At 53.4% G+C, this 24825-nt stretch carries 24 protein-coding genes and 1 tRNA gene; 14 read left to right on the top strand and 11 right to left on the bottom strand.

What is annotated here, in order from left to right; genetic code table 11:
• Positions 1-73 precede the first annotated feature (73 nt).
• On the top strand, positions 74-850 hold the full coding sequence (locus AC6I8L_RS02865; RefSeq protein ID WP_058959411.1) for an NAD(P)H-dependent oxidoreductase: 777 nt from the start codon (positions 74-76) through the stop codon (positions 848-850).
• A gap of 16 nt (positions 851-866) precedes the next feature.
• Here AC6I8L_RS02865 and AC6I8L_RS02860 read toward each other — a convergent pair whose 3' ends face one another.
• The 4 genes from AC6I8L_RS02860 to fliA all read right to left on the bottom strand — a co-directional run bounded on the left by AC6I8L_RS02860 (position 867) and on the right by fliA (position 3392).
• The gene (locus AC6I8L_RS02860) at positions 867-1196 is read right to left on the bottom strand and encodes a DUF1493 family protein (RefSeq protein WP_081946746.1); all 330 of its coding nucleotides are present in this window, start codon (positions 1194-1196) and stop codon (positions 867-869) included.
• Between the two features lie 225 nt (positions 1197-1421).
• Positions 1422-2000: a flagellar transcriptional regulator FlhC gene (gene flhC, locus AC6I8L_RS02855; protein WP_058959412.1), complete on the bottom strand. Its 579-nt coding sequence runs from the start codon at positions 1998-2000 to the stop codon at positions 1422-1424.
• Positions 2001-2010: 10 nt separating this feature from the next.
• On the bottom strand, positions 2011-2352 hold the full coding sequence (gene flhD / locus AC6I8L_RS02850) for a flagellar transcriptional regulator FlhD (protein ID WP_058959413.1): 342 nt from the start codon (positions 2350-2352) through the stop codon (positions 2011-2013).
• Positions 2353-2663: 311 nt separating this feature from the next.
• Positions 2664-3392 (bottom strand): RNA polymerase sigma factor FliA, encoded by a 729-nt coding sequence (gene fliA / locus AC6I8L_RS02845; RefSeq protein ID WP_058959414.1) that lies wholly within the window; start codon positions 3390-3392, stop codon positions 2664-2666.
• Between the two features lie 959 nt (positions 3393-4351).
• Between fliA and AC6I8L_RS02840 the strand changes: the two genes are divergently transcribed.
• The gene (locus tag AC6I8L_RS02840) at positions 4352-5038 is read left to right on the top strand and encodes a winged helix-turn-helix domain-containing protein (RefSeq protein ID WP_058959415.1); all 687 of its coding nucleotides are present in this window, start codon (positions 4352-4354) and stop codon (positions 5036-5038) included.
• Positions 5004-5528, top strand: coding sequence for a hypothetical protein (locus tag AC6I8L_RS02835; protein WP_058959416.1), 525 nt, complete (start codon positions 5004-5006; stop codon positions 5526-5528). Before AC6I8L_RS02840 ends, AC6I8L_RS02835 begins: the two co-directional genes overlap by 35 nt.
• 102 nt (positions 5529-5630) lie before the next feature.
• On the opposite strand, the gene AC6I8L_RS02830 is transcribed toward AC6I8L_RS02835, so the two are convergent.
• Positions 5631-5715: transfer RNA gene (locus AC6I8L_RS02830), tRNA-Leu, on the bottom strand.
• A gap of 266 nt (positions 5716-5981) precedes the next feature.
• On the opposite strand from AC6I8L_RS02830, the gene AC6I8L_RS02825 reads away from it, so the two are divergent.
• Entirely contained in the window at positions 5982-6500 is a 519-nt protein-coding gene (locus AC6I8L_RS02825; protein ID WP_058959417.1) for a YjjA family protein, read from the top strand.
• Positions 6501-6696: 196 nt separating this feature from the next.
• Here the strand turns inward: AC6I8L_RS02825 and pdxR are convergent, their stop codons facing one another.
• The gene (gene pdxR / locus AC6I8L_RS02820) at positions 6697-8073 is read right to left on the bottom strand and encodes a MocR-like pyridoxine biosynthesis transcription factor PdxR (RefSeq protein WP_058959418.1); all 1377 of its coding nucleotides are present in this window, start codon (positions 8071-8073) and stop codon (positions 6697-6699) included.
• 169 nt (positions 8074-8242) lie between these two features.
• Between pdxR and AC6I8L_RS02815 the strand changes: the two genes are divergently transcribed.
• From AC6I8L_RS02815 to AC6I8L_RS02795, 5 genes are all read left to right on the top strand, one after another.
• Positions 8243-8683, top strand: a complete 441-nt coding sequence (locus tag AC6I8L_RS02815) for a GNAT family N-acetyltransferase (RefSeq protein WP_058959419.1) — start codon at positions 8243-8245, stop codon at positions 8681-8683.
• The gene (locus AC6I8L_RS02810; RefSeq protein WP_058959420.1) at positions 8680-9285 is read left to right on the top strand and encodes an FMN-dependent NADH-azoreductase; all 606 of its coding nucleotides are present in this window, start codon (positions 8680-8682) and stop codon (positions 9283-9285) included. Before AC6I8L_RS02815 ends, AC6I8L_RS02810 begins: the two co-directional genes overlap by 4 nt.
• A gap of 14 nt (positions 9286-9299) precedes the next feature.
• Positions 9300-9779 (top strand): carboxymuconolactone decarboxylase family protein, encoded by a 480-nt coding sequence (locus AC6I8L_RS02805; protein WP_058959421.1) that lies wholly within the window; start codon positions 9300-9302, stop codon positions 9777-9779.
• Between the two features lie 95 nt (positions 9780-9874).
• The gene (locus AC6I8L_RS02800; protein ID WP_034826425.1) at positions 9875-10510 is read left to right on the top strand and encodes a Mic1 family protein; all 636 of its coding nucleotides are present in this window, start codon (positions 9875-9877) and stop codon (positions 10508-10510) included.
• Between the two features lie 82 nt (positions 10511-10592).
• Positions 10593-11270, top strand: coding sequence for a MarC family NAAT transporter (locus AC6I8L_RS02795; RefSeq protein WP_034826427.1), 678 nt, complete (start codon positions 10593-10595; stop codon positions 11268-11270).
• Positions 11271-11300: 30 nt separating this feature from the next.
• Here AC6I8L_RS02795 and AC6I8L_RS02790 read toward each other — a convergent pair whose 3' ends face one another.
• From AC6I8L_RS02790 to AC6I8L_RS02780, 3 genes are read right to left on the bottom strand one after another with little or no spacing between them, the layout of a single operon-like run.
• Positions 11301-12557: a c-type cytochrome gene (locus tag AC6I8L_RS02790; protein ID WP_058959422.1), complete on the bottom strand. Its 1257-nt coding sequence runs from the start codon at positions 12555-12557 to the stop codon at positions 11301-11303.
• A gap of 4 nt (positions 12558-12561) precedes the next feature.
• Positions 12562-14331, bottom strand: coding sequence for a GMC family oxidoreductase (locus tag AC6I8L_RS02785; protein ID WP_034826431.1), 1770 nt, complete (start codon positions 14329-14331; stop codon positions 12562-12564).
• Positions 14332-14368: 37 nt separating this feature from the next.
• Positions 14369-15100: a gluconate 2-dehydrogenase subunit 3 family protein gene (locus tag AC6I8L_RS02780; protein ID WP_058959423.1), complete on the bottom strand. Its 732-nt coding sequence runs from the start codon at positions 15098-15100 to the stop codon at positions 14369-14371.
• Between the two features lie 533 nt (positions 15101-15633).
• On the opposite strand from AC6I8L_RS02780, the gene AC6I8L_RS02775 reads away from it, so the two are divergent.
• The 3 genes from AC6I8L_RS02775 (at position 15634) to AC6I8L_RS02765 (ending at position 20260) form a co-directional block, all read left to right on the top strand.
• Positions 15634-17205, top strand: a complete 1572-nt coding sequence (locus AC6I8L_RS02775; RefSeq protein ID WP_058959424.1) for an ABC transporter substrate-binding protein — start codon at positions 15634-15636, stop codon at positions 17203-17205.
• A 116-nt stretch (positions 17206-17321) separates the two neighbouring features.
• Positions 17322-18824 carry a helicase HerA-like C-terminal domain-containing protein gene (locus AC6I8L_RS02770; protein WP_058959425.1) on the top strand — a complete coding sequence of 501 codons (1503 nt, stop codon included), beginning with the start codon at positions 17322-17324 and terminating at the stop codon, positions 18822-18824.
• Positions 18825-18982: 158 nt separating this feature from the next.
• The gene (locus AC6I8L_RS02765; RefSeq protein WP_058959426.1) at positions 18983-20260 is read left to right on the top strand and encodes a DUF445 domain-containing protein; all 1278 of its coding nucleotides are present in this window, start codon (positions 18983-18985) and stop codon (positions 20258-20260) included.
• 69 nt (positions 20261-20329) lie between these two features.
• Here the strand turns inward: AC6I8L_RS02765 and lptG are convergent, their stop codons facing one another.
• Positions 20330-21406: an LPS export ABC transporter permease LptG gene (lptG, locus tag AC6I8L_RS02760; RefSeq protein ID WP_058959427.1), complete on the bottom strand. Its 1077-nt coding sequence runs from the start codon at positions 21404-21406 to the stop codon at positions 20330-20332.
• Positions 21406-22506, bottom strand: a complete 1101-nt coding sequence (lptF, locus tag AC6I8L_RS02755; RefSeq protein WP_058959428.1) for an LPS export ABC transporter permease LptF — start codon at positions 22504-22506, stop codon at positions 21406-21408. The genes lptG and lptF overlap by 1 nt, the downstream gene beginning before the upstream one ends.
• Before the next feature lie 267 nt (positions 22507-22773).
• Here lptF and pepA point away from each other — a divergent pair, with 267 nt between their 5' ends.
• Both pepA and AC6I8L_RS02745 read left to right on the top strand, forming a co-directional pair.
• Positions 22774-24285, top strand: coding sequence for a leucyl aminopeptidase (gene pepA / locus AC6I8L_RS02750; protein ID WP_058959429.1), 1512 nt, complete (start codon positions 22774-22776; stop codon positions 24283-24285).
• Positions 24286-24362: 77 nt separating this feature from the next.
• Entirely contained in the window at positions 24363-24824 is a 462-nt protein-coding gene (locus AC6I8L_RS02745; protein ID WP_058959430.1) for a DNA polymerase III subunit chi, read from the top strand.
• The last annotated feature ends 1 nt before the right edge of the window (position 24825 follow it).

Here is a 24825-nt window from a genome sequence, read left to right as displayed (position 1 = left end):
TTTGAGCAATTGATTTCCACTATATCCAGCAGCGTCCTAACCTGCAGCTGTTTTCAACTCACAGGACTCAGCCATGAATGTACTGATTGTGTATGCCCATCCAGAACCGCGTTCACTGAGCGGTTCGTTGAAGGATTTTGCCGTTACTTACCTCCAACAAGCGGGCCACCGGGTGCAGGTATCCGACCTTTATGCCATGCAGTGGAAAGCTCAGCTTGATGCTGCAGATACACTGGCGCCATTGGTGGGCGCACACTATGACGCCACGCTGGATTCCCGTTCTGCTTTTGAGCAACAGTTACAGCCTGCCGATATCGCCGCAGAGCAGGAGAAACTGCGCTGGGCCGATACGGTAATTTTCCAATTTCCGCTGTGGTGGTTCAGCATGCCCGCCATCTTGAAAGGCTGGTTTGACCGGGTTTATGCCAATGGATTTGCTTACGGTGTCGGCGAACACAATGAAGAGCACTGGGGGGATCGTTACGGCGAAGGCAATATGGCAGGCAAACGCGCGATGCTGGTGGTGACCACCGGTGGCTGGGAATCGCATTATAGCCCTCGCGGTATCAACGGGCCGATGGATCAATTGTTATTCCCGATTCAGCACGGCATGCTGTTCTATCCTGGCTTTAGCGTGTTGCCGCCGCTGGTTTTTTATCGGGTGCAAAAGTCCGCTCAAGAACGCTTTGCTGGCTGGTGCGATACCCTGGCCACACGGCTGGATACGCTGGCGGACACGGCACCGATTACCTTTCGTCAGCAGAATGGCGGCGACTACACAATTCCCGCGTTAACACTGAAAGAGTCGTTAGCGGAAGGAGAAAGTGGTTTTGCCGTGCATGTGAAATGATCGCGCGGCGTTGGTATTACTCATACAGCCAACGCCCCGCTTTGGCGGATTCAATCAGCATGCTCAGGGTAAAATCAGGCACTACGGGGACTTCACGCTTGTTAAAGGGATTCAGGATCTGCGCCAGTGACGGTTCGTCCGGGTAGTAGGTATCAATCAAAAAACCGCCGCGATCTACCGCAAATTCGCTGAAGAACTCGTCCATCAACGCCTGCGCTTCTTCTCGTTCGAAGTTAAGATCGGTATCGATATCAATCTGCGGTGTTAACGTTTTTTGTTTAAACAGATAGACACCGTCGTAGCGTCGCACTAATTCGTAGATACGCTGGTCGATTTCGTCGGTCATCACCTACCCTCCTGTTAAACCAGCGGCTATTCTGCCATGCAATCTCATCTGCCAGGTAGCGCAAATGATAGCACTGTGCCGCTCTGCTTCATGCGCTGCCATTAAACAGTCGCTCGATGGCTTGAAACCGCGCAGCCAATTGGCTTCCGCCAGAAAAATATTAGCCCGCACCTGAGCGCGGTGCGGGCTAATAACTTTCTGGTCATCATAGATGATTTACCGACCTCAGACGGTCACCGGAAGAAAAGTGGCGGCCGCCAGCACGTGATGTTTATTCATGTGATCGACAGGAGATTTTTTACAGGCGCGTGAGGGAGGACTGCACAAACTACAGGTAAAGGGTTTTTTGATGTTCTCGGTGATCACCACATATCCCCCCTGGCAGATCCTGCACATTGTGCGGGAAATAATACCGCAATCAATAAAGCGTAATAAGGTCCAGGCTCGCGTTAGCCCTAATATTGGCTTTTCATGGCTTTGAGCATCACACTGTTCCAGATAGAGTCGGTAAGATTTCATCAATACGTTAATTGGCGGTCCTTTTTCCGTCATTTTTAAATACAGATAGATATTGTAAAACATCGATGAGTGAATATTTTGCTCCCATGACATAAACCAATCTTCTGAGAAAGGCAGCATGCCTTTTGGCGGAGGAACTCCTCGTAACGCTTTATACAAGCGTAATAATCGTCGGCGGCTTAGGGACGTCTCAGATTCTAAAACCTGCATACGTGCGCCGAGCGAGATCAACTCCATGGCGATATGATCATCAAGCACTTCCTGCAACACATTCTTCTCACTCATTCTGATCACCTCAATCTGTTGTTACACGATCTTTATTGAGCGAATTCAGTAAATCCGTCGACAATATAATGCCCGTGTGAATTTTCTGTAGTGCCTCAATCCGCGATTCTTTCGTGAGATTATCAATCAAGAATTCATCATCAATGCGTAAGCGGCAAATGAATTGATTGGTCGAGGCCAACTTCATCAATTGGGGTAACGTCAGAGCCTTAAGATTATCGGTGGTCGCCTCCGATAACCCAAGGCGGAAGGCTGCTGCAAACTTATCCTGTCTAATTAATTGTTGCGCCAGTAAAAGGTAAGATAAATTCAAATCGTGGATATGCGGAAGATACTCATCAAAGTCAGACATTGATAACACCTTGTGTTTATCGTGCGGAGCACGGGTTCAATAAGAGAGGAATATCTATTCCCATGTGATGCTAATCATCGTGTGATCGTGAGTTAAGATTTTTTTCCAGCGACGAGAAAACCACTGACCAACGATTGAGTCGCATCCAGCAATGAAAAAATGATATCTATCAGAAATTCCCGTAACAATACCGTAGAAGACACTGGCTGAAGAGACATCTTTAAGATCATGATTAATATAGATATTAAGATTATTAATTCTTATTAATTATTAAATTAACCTGTTAGCGGCGCCTTAGCTGCTTCAAACCTTTAGATTGCTTCATCATAAGCCAGACGAGTGCGCAAACGTTTTAATGCCAGACTGTGAAGCTGGCTCACTCGTGTTTCTGTAATATCGAGAACCAGAGCGATTTCGCGCATATTGAGATCATGATGATAGTAAAACTGTAAGATGATTCTTTCTCGCTTCGGTATAAAACGTAAGTATTGCGTAATACGCTTAATCAAATTCTGCTGGATTGAATGATGCAAAGGATTTAACAAAGCATGTTCATCATTGGCCTGTTCCCATAGATCGGCATAATGTTCCTGCAGTTCATCAATAGAGCGAAGCTGGCTATTATCTTTCTCTGCCAGCATCTGATGGAAACCCCGCAGTGGTACCCCCATTCGCTCGGCAATATCCCGTTCATTCGCGCTCGAGCCTTTCTCCTGTTCAACAATCTTGATAATTGCAGAAATTTGACGCGAATGCGTTCTGACCCGACGCGGTACCCAATCACGCCCGCGCAGTTCATCAATTAACGCCCAACGCACACATTGTGTCACCCAGGCGCTGAGGGCAACGCCTTTCTTCTCGTCAAAGCTGTCAACTGCGGCAATAAATCCCATTGCCCCTGCTTGAATGAGATCATCGAATTCTACGCTACTTGGTAGCCTTTTTTGCAGACGCAACACTTCCTTTCTCACCAGAAAATGATATATCGACCACAACTCATTTTTATCATTAAGTCCGGATGTTGTGTGTAAGCCATCCATATTACCCACCCTGTAATAATCTTTAAACTGATTATCGGGCGAGTGCTATTGTTTATATAGTGCGATAAGATTTCATTACCAATGCTATTTGGTCTCATTCATTCGTTAATGAATAGCACGTTAAAACATCTTTCTCAACTTATCCTCTTGTACCTATATGAGATCAAGCCGGCCCCCTTTCGTTTATCTCCAGCAAAATCCAGTTGATGCCAATGCTCTGCTCGTCTGATGCTGAGATAATTTTCCCATTATCTCTCTCACTTGCACGACCGCACTCACGATTTCCTGCTTCACTACGCAGTCCTGATTCACCTGACGCGATCCGGCACCAAAATGCAGGTCTTCAATGACACAAGGGCGACGGCTTCCTGTCAACATCAGCGAAGCATGTTAGCGCATTAAGGATGCTGATTTCCCGAGGAAGGTCTCCGCCGTGAACCGCGACAACATCCAGCAGTAAGCGAGCATTTCCGTGCTGTCGCAAGAAAATCAGGTGTAGCAGAATGGACTGAGCCTACGGCATCAATCAGTACTTCACCTTGCTGGCATTTAGCGTGCTATTTTCGACCTCCCGCTATAGGGCTACTTGCCTGGTTGGCTTTTTTTCTGATGAAAAATACTAATCATTATTACGATAACAACTAACTAGTAACGGTCATTAGCATTGTTAATTATCGATAAAAAATAACCACATAATTTTAGCGGTTTACATATCATAAAAAACCTTAATGGTTTTGTGGCTTTTCAGCATTTTTCGAAAAAATAATCGCAGGACAGTGCTGAAAATCTGGCACTCTTTAGCCGAAAAATGGGATCGGTGACCGCAAAAATAACATTAACAACCGACCCGCTCTTTATCCTAATTGATAGACAACTTCGCTATGCCCAACACAATCCTACTAGGACAGGCAGCCAGATTAGACAGACGTACTCGCATACTAAGCCGGACGCTGGATAATATGTCCGTGACGTTACCCGCCAGCGCCGCGCGCTGCCTGTATGCATTCGCGGAGGCGCAAGGCGAAGTGCTGACGCATGAACAGTTGATGGAGATTGGCTGGCGCCGTGACGGTTATGCCGCAACTGATAACAGCGTACGCGTGATGATCAACAAGTTACGCCGTGCATTCATGTCGCTGGAGCTTGAGCAGCAGATTAATCTGCTGGCCGTCACGCGCAGCGGTTACCGCTTAATCATTAATACTCCGCCAGCCGTCGATCGCTCCGTCCCAGTGTCTATGCCCCTTGCGCTGCCTGCTCGTGGCACGCTGACCTGGCGACGCGTAACAGGCATCACCGTCGCCGGTGTCACCGCCGGGTATCTGGTGGCATTGCTGGTACAACACTTCTTTTTACTCACACTAAAACCGATCGATTTTGTCAGCTGGCATGGCCCGGCTATTCCGGATGGCAGCAGCGTCTGGGTGCCGAAAGGACGTCACACGCAACACACATTGATTGAAACCACACTGCGCACCTATCGCCGTTATGTGCTGGAGGCGAACCCGGACAAACCCGCGGCCAGAGTGCTTTACGTCACGCTCAGCTCAGCCAGCAATCCGCAACATCAGGGCGTGATTGCCTGCCAACAACCCTTCGAGGAGGCGAAAAATGCGTGCGAGTCCTTCTATTTTCGCCTCAATTAAATCCCCGTGGCTCTGGCTGTTTGTCGGCGGCTTTATGCTGGCGTTTAGTGGCGTGATCGGGCGCTGGCTGGCCACCAGCGCGCAGCAGTCCAATTGCCTGTTTCCACTGGCGTTTTATGACATCAAAAGTGAGCGAGAATGGGTGTTGACGCAGGGGATTTACCGCAGCTATCGCGATGGCTTCAGTAAGGGGCATTTAACCTATCTCGGCACGCTTTCTCGTTATGTGGATGGGCAACTTATCGCACCTGCCACCCCGGTTCATCGTGCGGTGTGGTTTAACGGCGAGTTCAACCACAATCTGCTGAAAATCACCGTCACGCAACACAGCCGTGGCCTGGGTGACAAAAGCCGCGACGAGGACGTGCAAAAGTATGTCTTCCCGCATTGGCAAGCAGGCGATGTCAGCGTGATTGCTCTTTATCTCTTTAATGGCCGCGTGTTGGCCTCCGGCACAGAGAGCGTGGCGCGTAATGTCTGCATCAGGTAGCCAAAATTTAGCGCAGCGCTGCAGTTGATTATGAAGGCGTTACGGCTGAATTTCAGACACAAAAAAAGCCGCTCGTAAGCGACTTAATTTTGCATCAATCGATGGTGCCGAAGGTCGGACTCGAACCGACATGTATCTCTACGGTTGATTTTGAATCAACTGCGTCTACCGATTTCGCCACTTCGGCACTGAAGAGGATGCGGAAAACGTTGGCGATTATACCGTTACGCGCGGAGTGCGCAACACTAATCGACAGCGCTTTGCGCTAAGCGTTGAAAAAACCAGCACTTCGCCATTTATGTGGCGTAAACGCGGCAGCCCGAGCGCCCTTTCGGCGCTTTCCTGTGCAAATTCCAGAACATTCCCAAACTCCCACCACTTCGGAACTTTCTGTGCTTACGCCTCTCTTAACCAAAACTGACAGCGTCAGATGTATAAAACAAAGAGGTTGAGATGAACAAAGCAACACAACGCATCATTTTGGGATTGGGTATCGCGGCAGCAATGGCGGCAGGCAGTGCTTCGGCAGCGAGTTGGCAGGATCAGTTGAGTAGCGCAGCATCTCAGCTGTCTCAGCAAAACAGCGGTTCTACCACCACCACCAGCAGCACGCAGAACGGCGGTCTGTCGCTCTCTTCACTGAGCGGTTTACTGAATGGTGGTGACAAAGCGGTCAGCTCCAACAGCATGACCAACGCCGCAGGCGTGATGTCCTACTGCGTGCAGCACAACGTGGTGGATAACAATGTGGCATCGGTGAAGGATCAGGTACTGAGCAAGCTCGGCCTTAGCAGCCCCGCCGCGCAAGAGCAGAAAACCGATTATCAGCAGGGTCTGCAAGGGTTGCTGAACACCGGCAACGGTCAGCAGCTGAACCTGCAGAGTCTGAGCAACTCGCCGATGGGTGAGAAACTGAAGACCAAGGCCTGTGACGTGGTGCTGAAACAAGGCAAGAAATATATCGGCATGTAATTCCCATCTTCTTTCAGATTGCAGGTGCGCTGTCGGCTTTTTTCCCTCGCTTACAAGCACATCGGGTGTCTCTCAAAAGTCGCCGCTCTGCCATCTGAAGGATTTTAGGTGTTGTGTCTGTTGAAAAGACGCGAGCTGTCCCTCGCGTCTTATTCACTATGATGGATAGCACAATCCAATGCCCCGCGACAGCCCATCAACCCATTAGCCTATGAGTTTCTTCTACCACTCTCTCCAGCACATCCACTGCCTGCTCAAACGATCGAATATTGGTGTAACCGATCACCAGCCCGTAGCGTTTCTGGGTTTGCGTATACCAGCCTGAAAGCGGCAATACGCGCAGCTGATGACGCTGCCAAATCTCTGCCAGCGCTACGTCCTGAATACCTCGCCGCAGGAAGGCCACGATATGCATGCCTCCATCAGTGAGTTCAAAGTCAAACAGCTGCGGGAAACAGTGCTGTAGCGCATCCAGCATCATGCGGCGGCGCTGCTGGTAGAGAATCCGCATCTTCTTGATATGGCGATAGAAGTGTCCATCACTGAGGAATTGTGCGAGGATTTTCTGCGGTAGCAACGGCATGCCGGTTTCGAGGATTTCACCCAGCTCGCGGAAGCGTTCAATGGTCTGTTGCGGCATCACCAGATAACCCACGCGCATCGCGGGCATCATGGTTTTGCTGAAAGTGCCGGTATAGATCACCCGATCGTGCACATCAAGGCTTTTTAGCGCCGGGATCACTTTGCGCGTGTAGTGAAACTCGCCGTCGTAATCATCCTCAATGATCCAGCTGCTATTCTGCTGCGCCCACTCCAGCAAGTGATGCTTGCGGGGTAATGATAACGTCACCGCCAGCGGGCTCTGATGGGTTGGCGTGACGACCGCGAAGCGTGCGTCTGAGTGATAACGCAGGAGGAAATCCACGTCGAGACCTTCACGATCCACCGGTACATAGTGCAGATTCGGTGCGATGCGCTTTAACAGTTTCTGCCCAAAGAAATAGCCCGGATCTTCAAACAGCACTTTGTCGTGAGGATGGGCCAGCACGGCCAGGATGAGGCGCAGGTTGGCGCGATAACCAGTGGTGATAAAAATCTGCTCCGGCTGGCAGTTGAGCCCGCGCGAAATATTGAGATAGCTGGCAATCGCCTCACGCAATGGCTGGTAGCCCATGATGGCGGGCATGATCATTTCATCGGGCCGCAACGTTCGCGCCGCCTTTCCGGAGATCAGCAGCCACTTCTTGTGCGGGAACTCATCCAGTGCCGGAATACCCAGCCGCAGCTCGCCTTTGCTTTCAATCACCGGATATTCGAGCGGTGTGGAAGGTGGCGCCGCATTGACCACAGCGGCTTCGCCGAGGTTCAGTGCAGGGTTCACACGTGTGCCCTTCGCGCCCTGGCTGACAAAGTATCCCTCTCCAATGAGGATCTCATAGGCGGCCTCCACGGTTTTACGCGCAACCTGTAGCTCACTGGCTAACACGCGGATCGCGGGCACCCGGTCGCCCGGCTTTAAGCGCCCTTCCAGGATCTGCTGGCGATAGCGAGCGTAAATTTCTTTGTAACCCATCTGTCTTCCTTCATCACGATGAAGTGCACATGAATGCGCCCCTGAAGAATGAGCGCACGTCACAGCAGCATAACCATGTCCTACTTGTTTTCTCCTATATTGACCCTTTTTCCTTCGACATAGAAGTTTATGATGTTCCCATCAACCCGACAACCGCTTGCAGGCTGCTATGAAGATTGTTCACTACCAAACGCCCACCGAATTGGCCTGCTGCTATGCATTGATGCGCGAACTGCGTTTCAAACTGAAGGATGAAGCCGCGTTTGTGGCGCAGGCACAGCGTCAGCAATTACAGGGCTATCGGCTGGCGGGTATCGAACAGGGTGGTCAACCGGTGGCGCTGGCAGGCTATCGACTGCTGGAAAACTTTATTCATGGCCGTTTTTGCTACATCGATGATTTGGTGACCTGCACCAGCACTCGCAGCCAGGGTTTGGGAGCCGCGCTACTGCACGGTCTGGCGCAGCAAGCACGGGAACAAGGCTGTGGCCGCATCGTGCTCGACACCGCGCTGAGCAATCAACGGGCACAACAATTTTATCAACGCGTCGGTTACCACGCGTTGGGACTGCACTTTTATCGCGATCTCGCTGAGGGAGAAAATTCATGAAATTGCTGCATATTCAGGTCAGCCCGGATCTGGCCGGATCGGCCTCACGTAACGTCTCGGCGCGTTTGGTGGAGAAGCTCCGCGCCCAGCATAGCGATCTCGAAGAGACGGTACTGGATCTTGCGCAGCACCCGTTGCCCCACCTGGATGCCTTCACCATTGGCGCCTTCTTTACCCGTCCCGAGGATCGTAGCGATGCACAGCGTGCCGCCATTCAGACTTCCGAAAAAATGGTGGATCAGCTGTTCGCCTGCGACACCCTGGTTATCTCGTCGCCGATGTGGAACCTCGGGCTACCGTCGGTGCTGAAAGCCTGGTTCGACCATATCACCCGCGCCGGGCGCACCTTCGCCTTTACGCCGGAAGGCACCAAAGTCGGTCTGGTGAGCGGCAAGAAGGTATACAGCGTGGTCGCCAGCGGCAGCGTATTTGCCCACGGCCCGTTTGTGCAGGATGACCAGTTCACGCCTTACATCCGCGTGGCACTCGAATACATCGGCATCACCGATGTGGAGTTTATCCGCGTGGACGGTACGCACGATCCCGTCAGCCGCGACACCGCATTACCCCAGGCTCTGCAAGCCATTGACCGCTTATTTTGAATGAGGAAAACATCATGACTTCACGCGTTAACCATTTTAAAACCGCGCCAGCACTGGCCAAATCCATGTCCGATTTCTCTAACACCGTGGCGAACACCGTACTGGAGAAGTCACTGAAACACTTGATTGATATCCGTGCCTCGCAGCTGAATCACTGTGCTTTCTGCCTCGACATGCATGTGAAACAGGCGAAGATCGACGGCGAGCGCGAACTGCGTCTGCATCACGTTTCTATCTGGCGTGAATCTCCACTGTTCAGCGCTCGCGAGAAAGTGGCTTTTGCCCTGACCGAAGCGCTGACCCGCATTGGTGAACACGGCGTGGATGAAGCGCTGTACGGTGAAGTACGTGAACATTTCTCTGAAGGTGAAATCAGTGAGCTGACCTTTAAGATCGCCGCCATCAACACCTGGAACCGCCTGATGATTTTGTCGCAGATGGCACCGGGTGCTCTCGACAGTGCTTACGGCCTGGATCGTGCTGATTTGCGTTAATTTTTACCGCCAGTAGCGCGTGCTGCTGGCGATGTCATGTTCATCTGCGCTGCCTGACGCTATAGTGAGATTTTGCACCACATAGGACAGCGCGCATGAAAGGCATCAATATTGCGATTTACTTCGATCCCGACCTGATTCACATCAGCGTTCACCAGCAGGATGACAGCTATCTCAGCCACCATTTCAGCTACGATGACAGCGTGATTGAAGAGATCTACCAGTGGCTGGAGCAGTTCACGCCTAATCGCACCCACATTTGCCTGATTGAGCACGATACTGCCGATATCCTTGCCGATGAGTTGGTTGATAACGGCTATCACGTCCATCAGGTGACGCAGCACGATCTCCTGAACTGGTTTGCCAGCGAGCCTCCTGCAGAACCCGATGGTTCGCCAGTGCGTGCCCTGCTGCGCTATCTGGAAAACGAAAACCCGTCTGAATATCAGTCTCGCACCCCGCAGATCGAAGCCTTGATGGATATGCTGGATGAGCTGGACGATCTGGAAGGCGTGGATGAAGTCGAAGATGAAGACAACCTGCCGGATGACGTACTGCGTTTGATGAAGCAGAAGAAAATCACCGCCAACCAAGCCGCAGAGCGTTTGCTGCCCGACGTCAATGAACGCATTCGCGAACACCTGATAAGCTACCCTGAGCTGATGACGCCCGAACTGCTGGAAGATTTCTTCCCGGAGTTGCTGGAAGCGTTAGAAACGCCAAAACATTGATGCATTTTGCATACGCGCGCTAAGTTGTGCCACGATGCGCCTCTACGGTGTGTCGCGGTGTCATTGAAACTCGGGGAAAACCATGCTGGAACTGTTTAAAGCCATCGGGCTCGGATTGGTGGTGCTGTTGCCGCTGGCCAACCCGCTGACCACGGTGGCGTTGTTTCTTGGTCTTGCGGGAGACATGAATTTCCAGGAACGCAATCGCCAGGCCATGCAGGCTTCGATTTACGTGTTCCTGATTATGATGGTGGCGTGGTACGCCGGGAATGCGGTGCTGCACACCTTCGGCATCTCGATCCCTGGTCTGCGTATGGCAGGAGGATTGATCGTCGCCTTTATCGGTTTTCGCATGCTGTTTCCGGCGAAACCCGTCGGCCACTCCGTTGAAGCCCGGCATAAACAGGATGAAATCGACGCCACCGATGCGAATCGTGAATCGGTAAATATCGCCTTCGTGCCGCTGGCGATGCCCAGTACGGCAGGCCCGGGCACTATTGCGATGATCATCAGTTCGGCTTCCACCGTAAAAGCGGGTGTCGATTTTCCAAACTGGGTGGTGAACGTGGCGCCGGTGCTGACCTTCTTGTCGGTCGCTGTGATTTTGTGGATTTCGCTGCGCAGTTCGGGCGCCATCATGAAGCTGGTAGGTAAAGGCGGGATTGAGGCAATTTCGCGGCTGATGGGCTTCTTGCTTGTGTGTATGGGCGTGCAGTTTTTGATTAACGGCGTGTTAGAAGTGGTACGGACTTTTCATTAAAGAGAGTGCGGCCCGAAGGCCGCACCCGATTTACTCTGCTTTCAACGTCTTGCGCACATCCGCAACCTGATCTTTGGTCACGGCTGGGGCATTGTTACTCCAGCCCTGACGGATAAAGGTCGCCAGCTGCGCCACTTCATCATCCGTCAAACGCTTGCCAAAGCCCGGCATCGCGAGGGTTGACGGCGCCTTCTCGGTCGATGGCTGCTGCGCACCGGCAAGAATGGTGTGGATCAAGCCGGTAGGATCGTTGGCATTCACAATGGTGGCCTGATCCAGCTCCGGGAAGATCCCTGGCGCGCCTTTACCGGTCACGAAGTGACAGGCACCGCAGTTATCGATGTACAGACGCTCACCTTCCGTCAGGTTTTTCGCTGCGGTCAGTTTGGCTTCCGTCGCCTGCTGCTTCTGCACGTTGTACGCCTGCAGCGGTGGGTTGCCACCGATGAACTTCAGATAAGACGCAATGGCTTTCAGATCGGCATCGGTCATGTGCGAGCTGGAGTGCTCAATCACTGACTTCATCTCTCCGCCAACTGCCGCTTTGTCGTTACGACCGGTTTGCAGGTAATCGACGATCTCCTGCTCACTCCAGCGCGGTAAGCCACGCAGCGACGGCACATCCCAGTTGTTCAGGCTACCACCGGCGAGGAACTTGTCGTCACCGCTGTCCAGCGCTTTCTCGTTCATGCCGAGACCGCGTGGCGTATGGCACGAGCCACAGTGACCGAGGCTTTCCACGATGTAAGCACCGCGATTCACTTCTTCAGATGCGCCGCCAATCGGCTGGAACGGCTTGTCAGAAGTGAATGCCCAGTTCCAGAAGCGCATGCCCCAGCGCTGGCTGAACGGGAAGCTCAGTTTGGTCTCTTCCGGCTGCTCACTGCTCGGCTTCACGCCCTTCATGAAGTAGACATACAGCGCATGCATGTCTTCATCACTGATTTTGGCGTAATCCGGGTATGGCATGGCCGGGTAAAGACGTGAACCATCCGGCAACACGCCTTTGCGCACCGCATCAGAGAACTGCTGCTCGCTGTAGTTGCCGATGCCGTGCTCTTTGTCCGGTGTGATGTTAGTGGAGAAGATGGTGCCGAGATTCGACTCAATCGCCAGCCCCCCCGCATAATCCGCTTTGCCCGACACGGTATGGCACGCCATACAGTCGCCAAGACGAGACAGATATTCACCCTGCTTGATCAGCGCGGCTTCATCTTCCGCATGAGCCTGCACCGCAAAGCTTCCCAGCAGCACGGCGTTAGCGATTAACAATGATTTTAATTTCATGTGCTTATGCCTGTACCAATGGACCTGGGTTTTTCAGATAGTGTTCTTTGATCGCCTGCGCCGCCATCAGGGTAATCGCACCGATGGTATCGGTCGGGTTCGCCTGGAAGTTTTGCGGGAAGGCGTTACCGCCCGGTACAAACACGTTATGCACATCCCAGCTCTGCAGATACTTGTTCAGCGCAGAAGTTCTTGGGTTATCGCCCATCACCGCGCCGCCCACGTTGTGTGTGGAGACGTATTTGGTGAGGTCAAAATCCGCGCCCATCGGCAGGAAGCTCATGCTCATGCTGTCTGGGTTCAGCTCTTTAGCGATATCACCAACGATACCCTTCAGATGCTGTTGCAGCTTGAGTTCGTTCTCTTTCCAGTTGAACGTCATACGCAGCAGCGGCTGACCGCGATGGTCGGTGTAGTGTGGATCCAGATCCAGATAGATATCGCGATACGACTGGCAAGTTGTCGTGATGCTGATCTTCATAGAATGGTTGTACCACTCTTCCAGACCCTCTTTGTAACCCATGCCCCAGGCTGGCGTGCCTTTTGGCAGCGCAGCGGCCATTGGCGTACCGGTGGCTTGCGAGCTGTGGATCTTCGCGCCGCCGAGGAAGCCGAGGCCTGGACCATCGAAGTTGCCCGGTGAGATGTCGTTGAACATCTGGCCGGTGGCGCCTGCGGTGGCGTAGGAGTTGAAGTTCTTATCTTTGAAGAACAGGGTTGCGCCGCCGTTGGACAGGAACGCATAGTTACGGCCCACCACACCTTCTTCGGTGATTGGGTTGTACGGCTTGCCGATACCGGACAGCAGCATCAGACGCACGTTGTACAGCTGGAAGCTGGACAGCACCACTATTTTGGCTGGCTGGAACACTTCGTTGCCGTCTGCATCGAAGTAGAGAACGCCTTTCGCGGTTTTACCATCATCGTGCAGCACCACTTTGTACACTTCCGCATGCACTTCGTAAGAGAAGTTTGGCAGACGCTTCAGTGCATCCATCACAGCAGTTTGCGGTGAGGCTTTGGAGTAGTTCAGGCACGGGTATTTCGAGCAGTAACCGCAATAGTTACACGGCGCGATCTGGTTGCCGTACGGGTTTTTCCACGCGCGAGACACACAAGCCGACGGGTTCGGGAACGGGTGATAACCCAGCTTGGTGGCCGCTTCTTTGAACATCACGTTGTTCAGCGTGTCTTCCAGCGCAGGCAGCGGATAGGGTTCAGAACGTGGGCCTTCGAACGGGTCACCGCCTTCCAGAATCTGACCACGCAGGTTGCCGGTATTACCCGACTGACCGCAAATCAGCTCAAACTTATAGTAATACGGCTCGATCTCTTCCCAGGTGAACGGGAAGTCCATCACGCGCATATCATCCTGCAGCACGCCCGGCTTGTAAGCCTGATCGACGTAAGTCTTCAGTTTGATATCGGTTGGGGTTGGGCGAATCAGTACCGCCGTCCAGTGCATACCTGCGCCGCCGACACCGGTACCCGGTGCGAATGCGCCCCATTTACGGGTTGGCAGTGCGGTCTGGCTCATGTTGTAACGCACCGTGACCGCCACTTCTTTCGGCGTAGCGAACACTTTGTTGCGCACGTTGTAGGCGTATTCATCAGCCGGTTTCGGGTAAGCAAAATCCGGGTAATCACGCTCGCCGCCGCGCTCTAACGCGCGCACTTCCAGCCCGGCCAATGCCAGTTCGATACTCATCAACGAGCCGGCCCAGCCGAGGCCGCAAACGACGACGTCGACTTCTTTCTTTGTAATCTGTGCCATGTTAATCCTGTCTCACATACCAAATACGGGGGTGGGCTTAAGCGCGCTCACCCAAGAGGCTGACCGGTCCCAGTGGGTACGGCACGTTGTGCTGCTTCACCCACTCGGTGAAGCTGGCGCGTGCGCCTGGGAAGCCAATCGCAATCCAGGCTTTCATGCCCTTATTGCCGCCATACATCGGATCGGCGAGGTAGCCGTGTTTGGTATCTGCCAGTAACTGACCAAAGAACTGCGAGGCTTTCAGGTTCGGTTCACCCATTGCCGGGAAATCGATACCGTCATTTTTATTGACCTTGGTCAGCACCGCGTCTTTCTCTTCCAGCGTCAGTTCATGGAAGGATTTTTTGTAGGTGCTCTGCGTCCACTGTTCCACCAGCTTGATGCCTGTGCGATACAGCTCTTGCGGGGTGTAAGGGATCTGATAACCCATGGTGGCTGGCGCGTGCACGTCGAACGGACCCTTCATGTAAATTTCGCCGCCGAACTCAGGGCTATGGAGTTGCTGATCGATAAAGATCGGCACGTTAGTTTCCAGTGCACCCGGCGCTTTGCCTTTACCACCGGCCGGAATCAGACGATCGGTCGCGGCCAAAATAAACTGCCACTCCTGAGCGCTGAAAAAGATCGGTTTGTAATCGGCGAGTTCCGGTGCTGCCATTTCCGCAGCTTGCGCCGCAGTTAAGCCCTTAAATACCAGGTCGCTTAATGGCAAAGCCAATAACGACCCAAGCAAAAACTTACGTCTGGTGGTCGGTTTATTTAGAAGCATGGCGCGACGACTCTCACTTGCTAAGAAAGATAATTATTTTTGTTAATGGCTTTATAAATCGGTAAATAACCTGGCAATCTTAGGGATATAGATATTTCTGAATGTAAGAATCAATGTTCAGATATGTTTTGATGAGAAACCATCATGATGTTGAATTTAGGTTAAGGGCAGGTAAAGGGCTTTCGGAAGGTGAATTGGACTTTTAACCGTACAATTGCTGTGTTTTTAGCAAGTCTGGATGGGCAAATGACCAAAATTGATCGCGCAAGGAAATAATCGCTCAATTCAATCGATAAAAATAAATCATACTTCCATACAAGAGAATCATTCTCATTAATAACATCTTATTTACTTAATTGACCAGTACATGAACGATCTATTTCCTGGAAATGACAGGCGGCGCACAAAATAAGTGAAATAATCGCCGAATGTTATCATTTGTTAATTTCCGGCACAGCTCAGAACAAACCGGCATTTTGCATGAGCGGCAGCAGCGATAGAGTCAATTTATCTATCACTCAGGAAAACAATAAATGCGTGCATTGATTTTGTTGGTCACTTTATGGAGTAGTGCATTCGCCTTGCAGGCTGCGACACCGAAAGACACGCTGGTGGTTGCCGTACCGCTGGATGGCATCATCAGCTTCGACCCCGCTGAAAGCTTTGAAACGGTCAGCAACAGCGTACAACGCAACATTTATCAGACGCTGGTGCAAGCCGACCGCAATACGCCACAGAAACTGGCACCGCTGCTGGCGACTTCCTGGCAAAGTGGCAGTACGCCGCACAGCCTGGTGTTTAACCTTAAACCAGGTGCCCGCTTCTCCAGCGGCAATGCGGTGACGCCGCAGGATGTGATTTTCTCACTGACGCGTGCCGTGCAGTTGAACAAAGCACCCTCTTTTATTCTCGCCGAATTTGGCTGGACCAACGAGAACATCGCCAGCCAGTTTAAGGTGCTGAATGATCATCAGCTGGAGATTCAGTGGCCCGCGCAGATTGGTCAGGATCTGGCGCTGCGTCTGCTCACCGCGCCAGTGGCCTCGGTGGTGGACAGCAAAACCGTGCAGCAGCATGCGGTGAATAACGATCTGGGTAATGGCTGGCTGCACACCCATACGGCAGGCAGCGGCGCGTTTACGATTCAGCAGTATGTGCCGCAGCAGGTGCTGGTGCTGAGCGCCAACCCACAAGCCAATCCGCAGCCACACCTGAAGCGTATATTGCTGAAAGGTGTCGCCGATGCCGGTGCGCGTCGTTTGCTGATCCAACAAGGTGATGTGGATGTGGCTTATCAGCTCGGCCCAGACCAGATTGATGCACTGAAAAGTGATAAGAACCTGCACATTGCGGCATTCCCTTCGAGCCTGGTGTATTACCTGGGCTTTAATACGCAGAACAAAACGCAGCCCGCACTGGGTAATCCGGCCCTGTGGGAAGCGGCGCGCTGGTTAGTGGATTATCAGTCCATCTCACAAGATTTGCTGAAAGGTCAGTACCGCATTCATCAAAGCTTCCTGCCGCAGGGCTTTGACGGCGCGCTGGAGGACAAACCGTTCCACTACGATGTGGCCAAAGCCAAAGCGATATTAGCCAAAGGCGGGATTAAACCGGGCAGCAAGTTTGCGCTGACGGTGATTAATCAGCCACCTTACATCGATGTGGCGCAGGCGCTGCAGGCCAGCTTTGCCAAAGCAGACGTGCAGATTGAGTTGCAGCCGGTGGCGGAATCCGAGCTGTGGAGCAAGATGCGCGGCCGCGATTTCCAGTCGATCTTTATCTACTGGGGCGCGGATTACGTTGACCCTAATACCAATGCCAGCGCCTTTGCTTACAACGTGCCGGGCGGCTCGAAAACATTGGCGTGGCGTGTCGGCTGGGAGATTCCGGAACTCAGCGCCAAAACACGTGCCGCAGCAGGCGAAAGTGATGCCGCCAAACGCCGTGCGCTTTACACCGACCTGCAAAACACCGTGCAGCAGAACTCTCCGTTTGTGGTGATGCTGCAGGGCGCGCAGCAGGTGGCGGTGCGGAACAACGTCAATCATGTGCAGCAAGGGATTGGGGTGAGCTTGCTGTTCTTTGATGTGGTGCAGAAGCAATAGATCCTGTTGATGGGGGATGGCTTCCCCCATCAACACTTTCAGTACAATCTTCATCCTTCCCCTCGCATCGCTTGCTATTCTTTCTGGCATAACCTGTTGCCTGCGAGTGAAAAAATATGACCACCCCGTTGCTGATTGCTCAAACGCCTGACATCCAGTTATCCCTGCTTTCCAATATGGCGAACCGCCACGGCTTAATCACTGGTGCCACCGGCACCGGTAAAACCGTGACGCTGCAAAAAATCGCCGAGTCCTTCTCCAATATCGGCGTGCCGGTGTTTATGGCCGACGTCAAAGGCGATCTCACTGGCGTGGCGACCGCCGGTGAAGGCTCGGAAAAGTTACAGGCGCGGTTGGAAAAGATTGGCGTGACCGACTGGCAGGCACAGAAAAATCCGGTGATGGTGTGGGATATTTTTGCCGAGAAAGGCCATCCGGTGCGTGCCACAGTTTCCGACCTTGGCCCGCTGTTGCTGGCGCGCTTGCTCAACCTCAATGAGGTGCAATCGGGCGTGCTGCAAATCATCTTCCGCATCGCCGACGATCAAGGGTTGTTGCTGCTGGATTTCAAAGATCTGCGCGCCATGACGCAATACATCGGGGATAACGCTAAATCTTTCCAGACGCAGTACGGCAACATCAACAGCGCCTCGGTGGGGGCGATTCAGCGCGGTTTGCTGGCGCTGGAACAGCAAGGCGCTGAACACTTCTTCGGCGAGCCGATGCTGGATATCCGTGACTGGATGCGTTGTGACAACGAAGGCAAAGGTTTCATCAACATCCTTTCCGCCGAGAAGCTGTATCAAATGCCGAAACTCTATGCCACCAGCTTGCTGTGGCTGCTGGCGGAGTTGTACGAGCAGCTGCCCGAAGCGGGCGACCTCGATAAACCTAAAATGGTGTTCTTCTTTGATGAGGCACACCTGTTGTTTACCGATGCGCCGCCGGTGCTGCTGGAGAAAGTAGAACAGGTGATACGTCTGATTCGATCCAAAGGCATCGGCGTCTATTTCGTCACGCAGAATCCGTCGGATATCCCTGATAACGTGCTCGGTCAGCTAGGCAATCGCGTGCAACACGCCCTGCGCGCCTTTACGCCGAAAGATCAGAAAGCGGTGAAAAGCGCCGCCGAAACCATGCGCGCCAATCCGGCGTTCGATACCGTGGAAGCCATTCAGGCGCTGGGCACCGGCGAAGCATTGATCTCCTTCCTCGATGATAAAGGCAGCCCGTCGATGGTGCAGCGTGCGATGGTGATTGCGCCCGGTTCACGCATGGGGCCGGTGACGCAGGATGAACGTAATGGCTTAATCAATAACTCCCCGTTGTACGGCAAATACGACACCGAAGTGGATCGCGAATCCGCGTTTGAGATGCTGCAAAAAGGCGTGCAGGCCGCGCCGCAGCAGGCCGATGCGCCGGAAGCCAAAGGCAATAATGTCGAAGTTGATGATGGCATTCTCGGCGGGTTGAAAGACATTCTGTTTGGCACCACCGGACCGCGCGGCGGCAAGCGCGATGGCGTGGTGCAGAGCGTGGCAAAAAGCGCGGCGCGTCAGGTCACCAACCAAATCATTCGTGGCGTGCTGGGAAGTTTGATGGGCGGCCGTCGTCGATAACATACTGAAAAAATTTATTTTCCTCCGCGGCGCTATGTATGGCTCGGGCATCAGCAGCGCTGCAGTGACACCTGCGCGCCGCGACATTAATGACGCTGATTGAATAGGTGCAATGATTCGCACCGCCACCCTAAGGTGTGGTCTGCTAAGATCGTTATATGGATAAATATCAACAACTCAAACGGAGCAAGCGTCTGGCGCTCGCATTGCTGCTGGTTGCCGCAGCGACTTTTGTCGTGACGCTGTTTCTGCCACCCAATTTTTGGGTGCTTGGTCTCAAGGCCATTGCTGAAGCGGCGATGGTCGGTGCGCTGGCCGACTGGTTTGCGGTGGTCGCGCTGTTTCGTCGCGTGCCGGTGCCCTTCATCTCGCGGCACACGGCGATTATTCCGCGCAATAAGGATCGCATCGGGGAAAATCTTGGCCGCTTTGTGCAGGAGAAATTTCTCGATACCGATTCGTTGCTGGCGCTGATTCGCCGCCACGATCCCTCGCAGATGCTGGCGCACTGGCTCAACACGCCGGGCAACGCCGATCGCATTGGTCGCCATCTGTTGCAGGTGATGCGCGGCTTCCTTGATCTCACGGATGATGAACGCATCCAGCGCTTCCTGCGGCGTGCCGTGCATCGCGCACTGGATAAGGTCGATCTGACGCAATCCAGCGCGCTGTTACTGGATAGCCTGACCAAAAACAATCGCCATCAGGAACTGCTCGATGCCGCAGTACAACAGCTGCTGCGTCTGCTGCACAAGCCTGGCACGCGTGAGTTCATCGCAACTCAGATTGTGCGCTGGCTGAAGCGCGAACATCCCATCAAAGCCAAAATGCTGCCCACCGAATGGCTGGGTGAGCACAGTGCTGATGTCGTGGCCAACGCGGTCGATTCGATTCTCGATGAAGTGGCGATCAATCAGGGGCACGAGCTGCGTCTGGGATTTGACCGCGCAGTTCAGCGGTTAATTGAGAAGCTAAAAACCGACCCCGAAATGGCCGAACGTGCCGAGGTGATCAAAAACTGGCTGAAAGAGGATGAGTCGCTGAATCGCTACATCGGCGAGCTATGGCAGGACTTGCGTAGCTGGCTGAAGGCCGATCTTAACAGTGAAGATTCTCGCGTGCAGGAGCGCGTGCGTCTTGCCGCGCTATGGTTCGGTGAAACGCTGGCAGCAGATGAAGCGCTGCGTATCTCGATGAATCAACACTTGGAAGATGCCGCCCGCAGCATTGCACCAGAGTTCGCCGAATTTCTGACGCGCCACATTAGCGATACCGTGAAGAGCTGGGATGCGCGTGAGATGTCACAACAGATTGAGTTGAACATTGGCCGCGATCTGCAGTTTATCCGCATTAACGGGACGTTGGTGGGTGGCACTATTGGGTTGGTGCTGTACCTGTTGTCGCAGTTGCCGGCTCTAATTCATACTCTTAAGTAATAAAAAAGCCGCCATCATGATGGCGGCTTCTGTGAGTTTTGGTGATAGCAGCAGGCTATCCCTGAACCATCAACTGCGCTTCATCAGCAGATACAAGCTGATGGCAAAGAACGCGGCACTCGGCAATAGCGCTCCCAGAATCGGTGGGATGCCATACACCAGACTCAGCGGACCGAAGATCTGGTCCAGCACGTAGAACAGGAAGCCGAAGCTGATACCCGTCACCACGCGCACGCCCATCGACACGCTACGCAGCGGACCAAAGATAAACGACAACGCCATCAGCATCATCACCGCCACGGAAAGCGGCTGGAAGATTTTACCCCACATGTTCAGCAGATAACGCCCTGACACCTGGCCACTCTGCTTAAGGTATTTGCTGTAGTTGTACAGACCGCTAATGGACAGCGCATCCGGATCCAGCGCCACCACGCCGAGTTTGTCAGGCGTCAGGTTGGTTTTCCACTCCCCGCCCAGACTTTGCGAACCGGTAATCTGTTTCGCATCACTCAGGTTGGACTCATCTACCTGCGACAGCTGCCACAACTTCTTGTCCTTGTTCCAGGTCGCACTGGCGGCATAACGCACGCTGAGCAGACGACGCTGGTCGGTGAAGGTGTAAATGCTGACGCCATCAATCTCATTGTCGCCTTTGATGCGTTCGATGTAGATAAAGTCATGGCCGTCTCTCGCCCACAGCCCATTCTGCGTCGACATCAGCGAGCCGCCGTACAGCTGCTGCGCACGGTAGTTACGCGCCATCTGCTCGCCCTGCGGTGCCACAAATTCGCCGATAGCCATGGTCAACAGCACCAGCGGAATCGCGGTTTTCATCACCGCCAGCGCCACCTGCATACGGGTAAAGCCCGATGCCTGCATCACCACCAGCTCGCTGCGCTGCGCTAGCGTTCCCAAGCCCAACAATGCACCTAAGAGTGCGGCCATCGGGAAGAAGATCTCAATATCTTTCGGCACGCTGAGCAGCGTGTAGTAACCGGCGTCGAGTGCGGTGTAGGCACCCTGCCCGGTTTTACGTAGCTGATCGACAAATTTGATAATGCCCGATAGCGACACCAGCATGAACAACGTCAGCATGATGGTGTTGAAGATGGTTTTGCCGATATAGCGGTCAAGGACCTTAAACATTACTGCGATCCTCCACGACTAAAGCGACCACGAATGCGTCGCATCGGTACCGTATCCCACAGGTTCAACATCACGGCCAGCGCCAGATAAGCCAGGTTCACTACCCACATCCAAATCGCGGGATCGAACTTGCCTTTCGCTGCGTTAGAACGTAACGAACTCTGCAGCAGGAAGAAGATCAGATACAGCAGCATAGCAGGCAGCATTGATAGCACACGCCCCTGACGAGGGTTGACCACGCTGAGCGGCACCACCATCAACGCCATCACCAGCACCGCAAACACCAGCGTTAGACGCCAGTGGAACTCGGCCTGGAACTGCGGCGTTTTGTTTTGGTACAGCGTGCTAATACTCGCCTGATCGGCATCATTCGGATCGAGCGTGGCTTCTTTATAGCCCACCAGCGCCTGATAGTTGGTGAAGTCAGTGATGCGGAAATCGCGCAGCATCGCGGTACCTTCAAAGCGCGTGCCTTTATCCAGCGTCACCACTTGTGAGCCGTCTTTGCGCTGCTCCATATGACCGCTGTCGGCGACGACCACGGATGGACGCGCATTGCCCTTCGGACGCAGCTGCGCCAGGAACACGTTACCAAACGTGTTGCCTTTGACGTTCTCAACAAACAGCACGGTATTACCGTCACTGGAGGTCTGGAACTGGCCCGCCGCCAACGCTGCCGCACCGGGGTTGGCTTTGGCATTTTGCGTCACTTCGTCCTGATAACGCGATGACCATGGCCCTAACCAGATGACGTTAACCGCCGCCACCGCGGAAGTCAGCAGCATCAGGATCATCGCGGCCTTGACCAGCACGCTTTTCCCCAAGCCGCAGGCATGCATCACCGTGATCTCACTTTCGGTGTACAGCCGCCCAAGGGTCATTAAAATCGCCAGAAACAAGCTTAGGGGCAGGATAAGTTGTGCCATTTCAGGCACGCCAAGTCCTAACAATGTCAGAACCAGATTTGTTGGGATCTCGCCATCCACCGCTGCACCCAAAATCCTGACTAACTTCTGGCAAAAGAAGATCAGTAGCAGGATGAACAGGATAGCCAGCTGGCTTTTGAGCGTTTCCCGAACCAGATATCTAATGATGATCACGCTTAGTACGCCTGTGATAACTTGTCTTTTTGCAGGAAAATCGCTAGTTTCAACGCTTATCAGCCATTTTTCTTCATCAATGGCCGTCATCGTAGCTAAAATAGTATGACGAACGCGTTAGGGTGGTGAAAAAACAACACATTGCCACCACATCTCATTATGACCGTCGGCGTTAAATTGTCATGGCGCCGCTAAAAATAATGGGTTACGAACGCGCTACATTCTAACGACAGCTAAGGCCGTTGTCTTTAAGATTCAGGAGAGTGCATGGAGTTCAGTGTAAAAAGCGGTAGCCCGGAAAAACAGCGTAGCGCCTGCATTGTTGTGGGCGTTTTCGAACCGCGCCGTTTGTCACCCATTGCTGAACAGCTGGATAAAATCAGCGAGGGCTACATCAGCGCCCTGCTGCGCCGCGGTGAACTGGAAGGCAAAGTCGGTCAGACATTGCTGCTGCACCATGTGCCTAACATCCTGTCTGAACGCATCCTGTTGATCGGCTGCGGTAAAGAGCGCGAGCTGGATGAACGCCAGTATAAACAGGTGATTCAGAAGACCATCAATACGCTGAACGACACGGGTTCGATGGAAGCGGTGTGCTTCCTGACCGAACTGCATGTTAAAGGGCGTAACACTTACTGGAAAGTCCGCCAGGCGGTTGAAACCTCAAAAGAAGCGCTCTACAACTTCGATCAGCTGAAAAGCAATAAAGTTGAACCGCGCCGTCCACTGCGCAAGCTGGTGTTCAACGTGCCAACCCGTCGTGAACTCACCAGCGGTGAACGTGCGATTCAGCATGGTTTAGCGGTGGCAGCGGGCGTCAGAGCCGCCAAAGACCTCAGCAATATGCCGCCAAATATTTGTAACGCCGCGTATCTGGCGTCACAGGCGCGCCAGTTGGCAGATGCTTACAGCAAAAATGTCACCACGCGTGTCATCGGCGAACAGCAGATGAAAGAGCTGGGCATGAACGCTTATCTGGCGGTCGGGGCCGGTTCACACAACGAATCATTGATGTCGGTGATTGAATACAAAGGCAGTACCGAGCCAGAAGCGCGTCCGATTGTACTGGTCGGTAAAGGCCTGACCTTCGATTCCGGTGGTATCTCGATCAAACCTGCCGATTCGATGGATGAAATGAAGTACGACATGTGCGGCGCGGCGTCCGTGTACGGCGTGATGCGCATGGTGGCGGAACTCAATCTGCCGCTGAACGTCGTCGGCGTACTGGTGGGTTGTGAGAACATGCCGGATGGTCGTTCGATGCGTCCAGGCGATGTGCTGACCACCATGTCAGGCCAGACCGTTGAAGTGCTGAATACCGATGCGGAAGGCCGTCTGGTGCTGTGCGACGCGCTGACTTACGTGGAGCGCTTCGAGCCAGAAGTGGTGATTGACGTCGCGACCCTGACCGGTGCCTGCGTGATTGCGCTCGGCCATCACGTCAGCGGTTTGATGTCGAACCATAATCCGCTGGCGCATGAGCTGATCAGCGCCTCCGAGCAAGCGGGTGACCGCGCCTGGCGTCTGCCGATGGCGGATGAGTATCAGGAGCAGCTGGAATCCAATTTTGCCGATATGGCAAACATTGGTGGTCGCCCGGGTGGTGCTATCACCGCAGCCTGCTTCCTCGCACGCTTTGCCCGTAAATTTAACTGGGCGCACCTGGATATCGCCGGTACCGCATGGCGTTCTGGCAAAGCCAAAGGCGCCACCGGTCGTCCGGTTCCGCTGCTGTCGCAGTTCCTGTTGAACCGCGCAGGATTGAACGGCGACGATTAATCGCGGTTCAAAGATAGACGTATGAACTCATGGGGCGCAAAATGCGCCCCACTGTCATTAATGGAAATAAGCTTGCCATGAAAAACGCCACTTTCTATGTGATGGAGTCGGAAAGCGCCAGCGACGGCCTGAGCGCCATCGAAGCACTGGTGTGCGATCTGGCCGAAACACGCTGGCGTGACGGCAAACGCATCCTGATTGCCTGCGAGAATGAAGACCAAGCTAATCGTCTGGATGAAGCGCTCTGGCAGCGCCCCGCCAACGCCTTTGTGCCGCACAATCTGGCCGGTGAAGGCCCGCGTTACGGCGCACCGGTAGAATTAGCCTGGCCGCAGCGTCGCGGCAGTTCCCCGCGTGACCTGCTGATTAGCCTGCTGCCAAAGTTCGCAGATTTTGCTACTGGTTTCCATGAAGTGATAGACTTCGTACCTTACGAAGAATCCCTAAAACAACTGGCGCGCGACCGCTATAAAGCCTATCGCAGCGTTGGTTTCCAATTGAATACGGCGACGCCACCTCCGCCGCAAACGACAGTGTAGA

The organism is Type-E symbiont of Plautia stali, assembly GCF_059731115.1.
The sequence above is the reverse complement of the archived record's forward strand: the minus strand, read 5'-3'. Positions and strand labels throughout refer to the sequence as shown.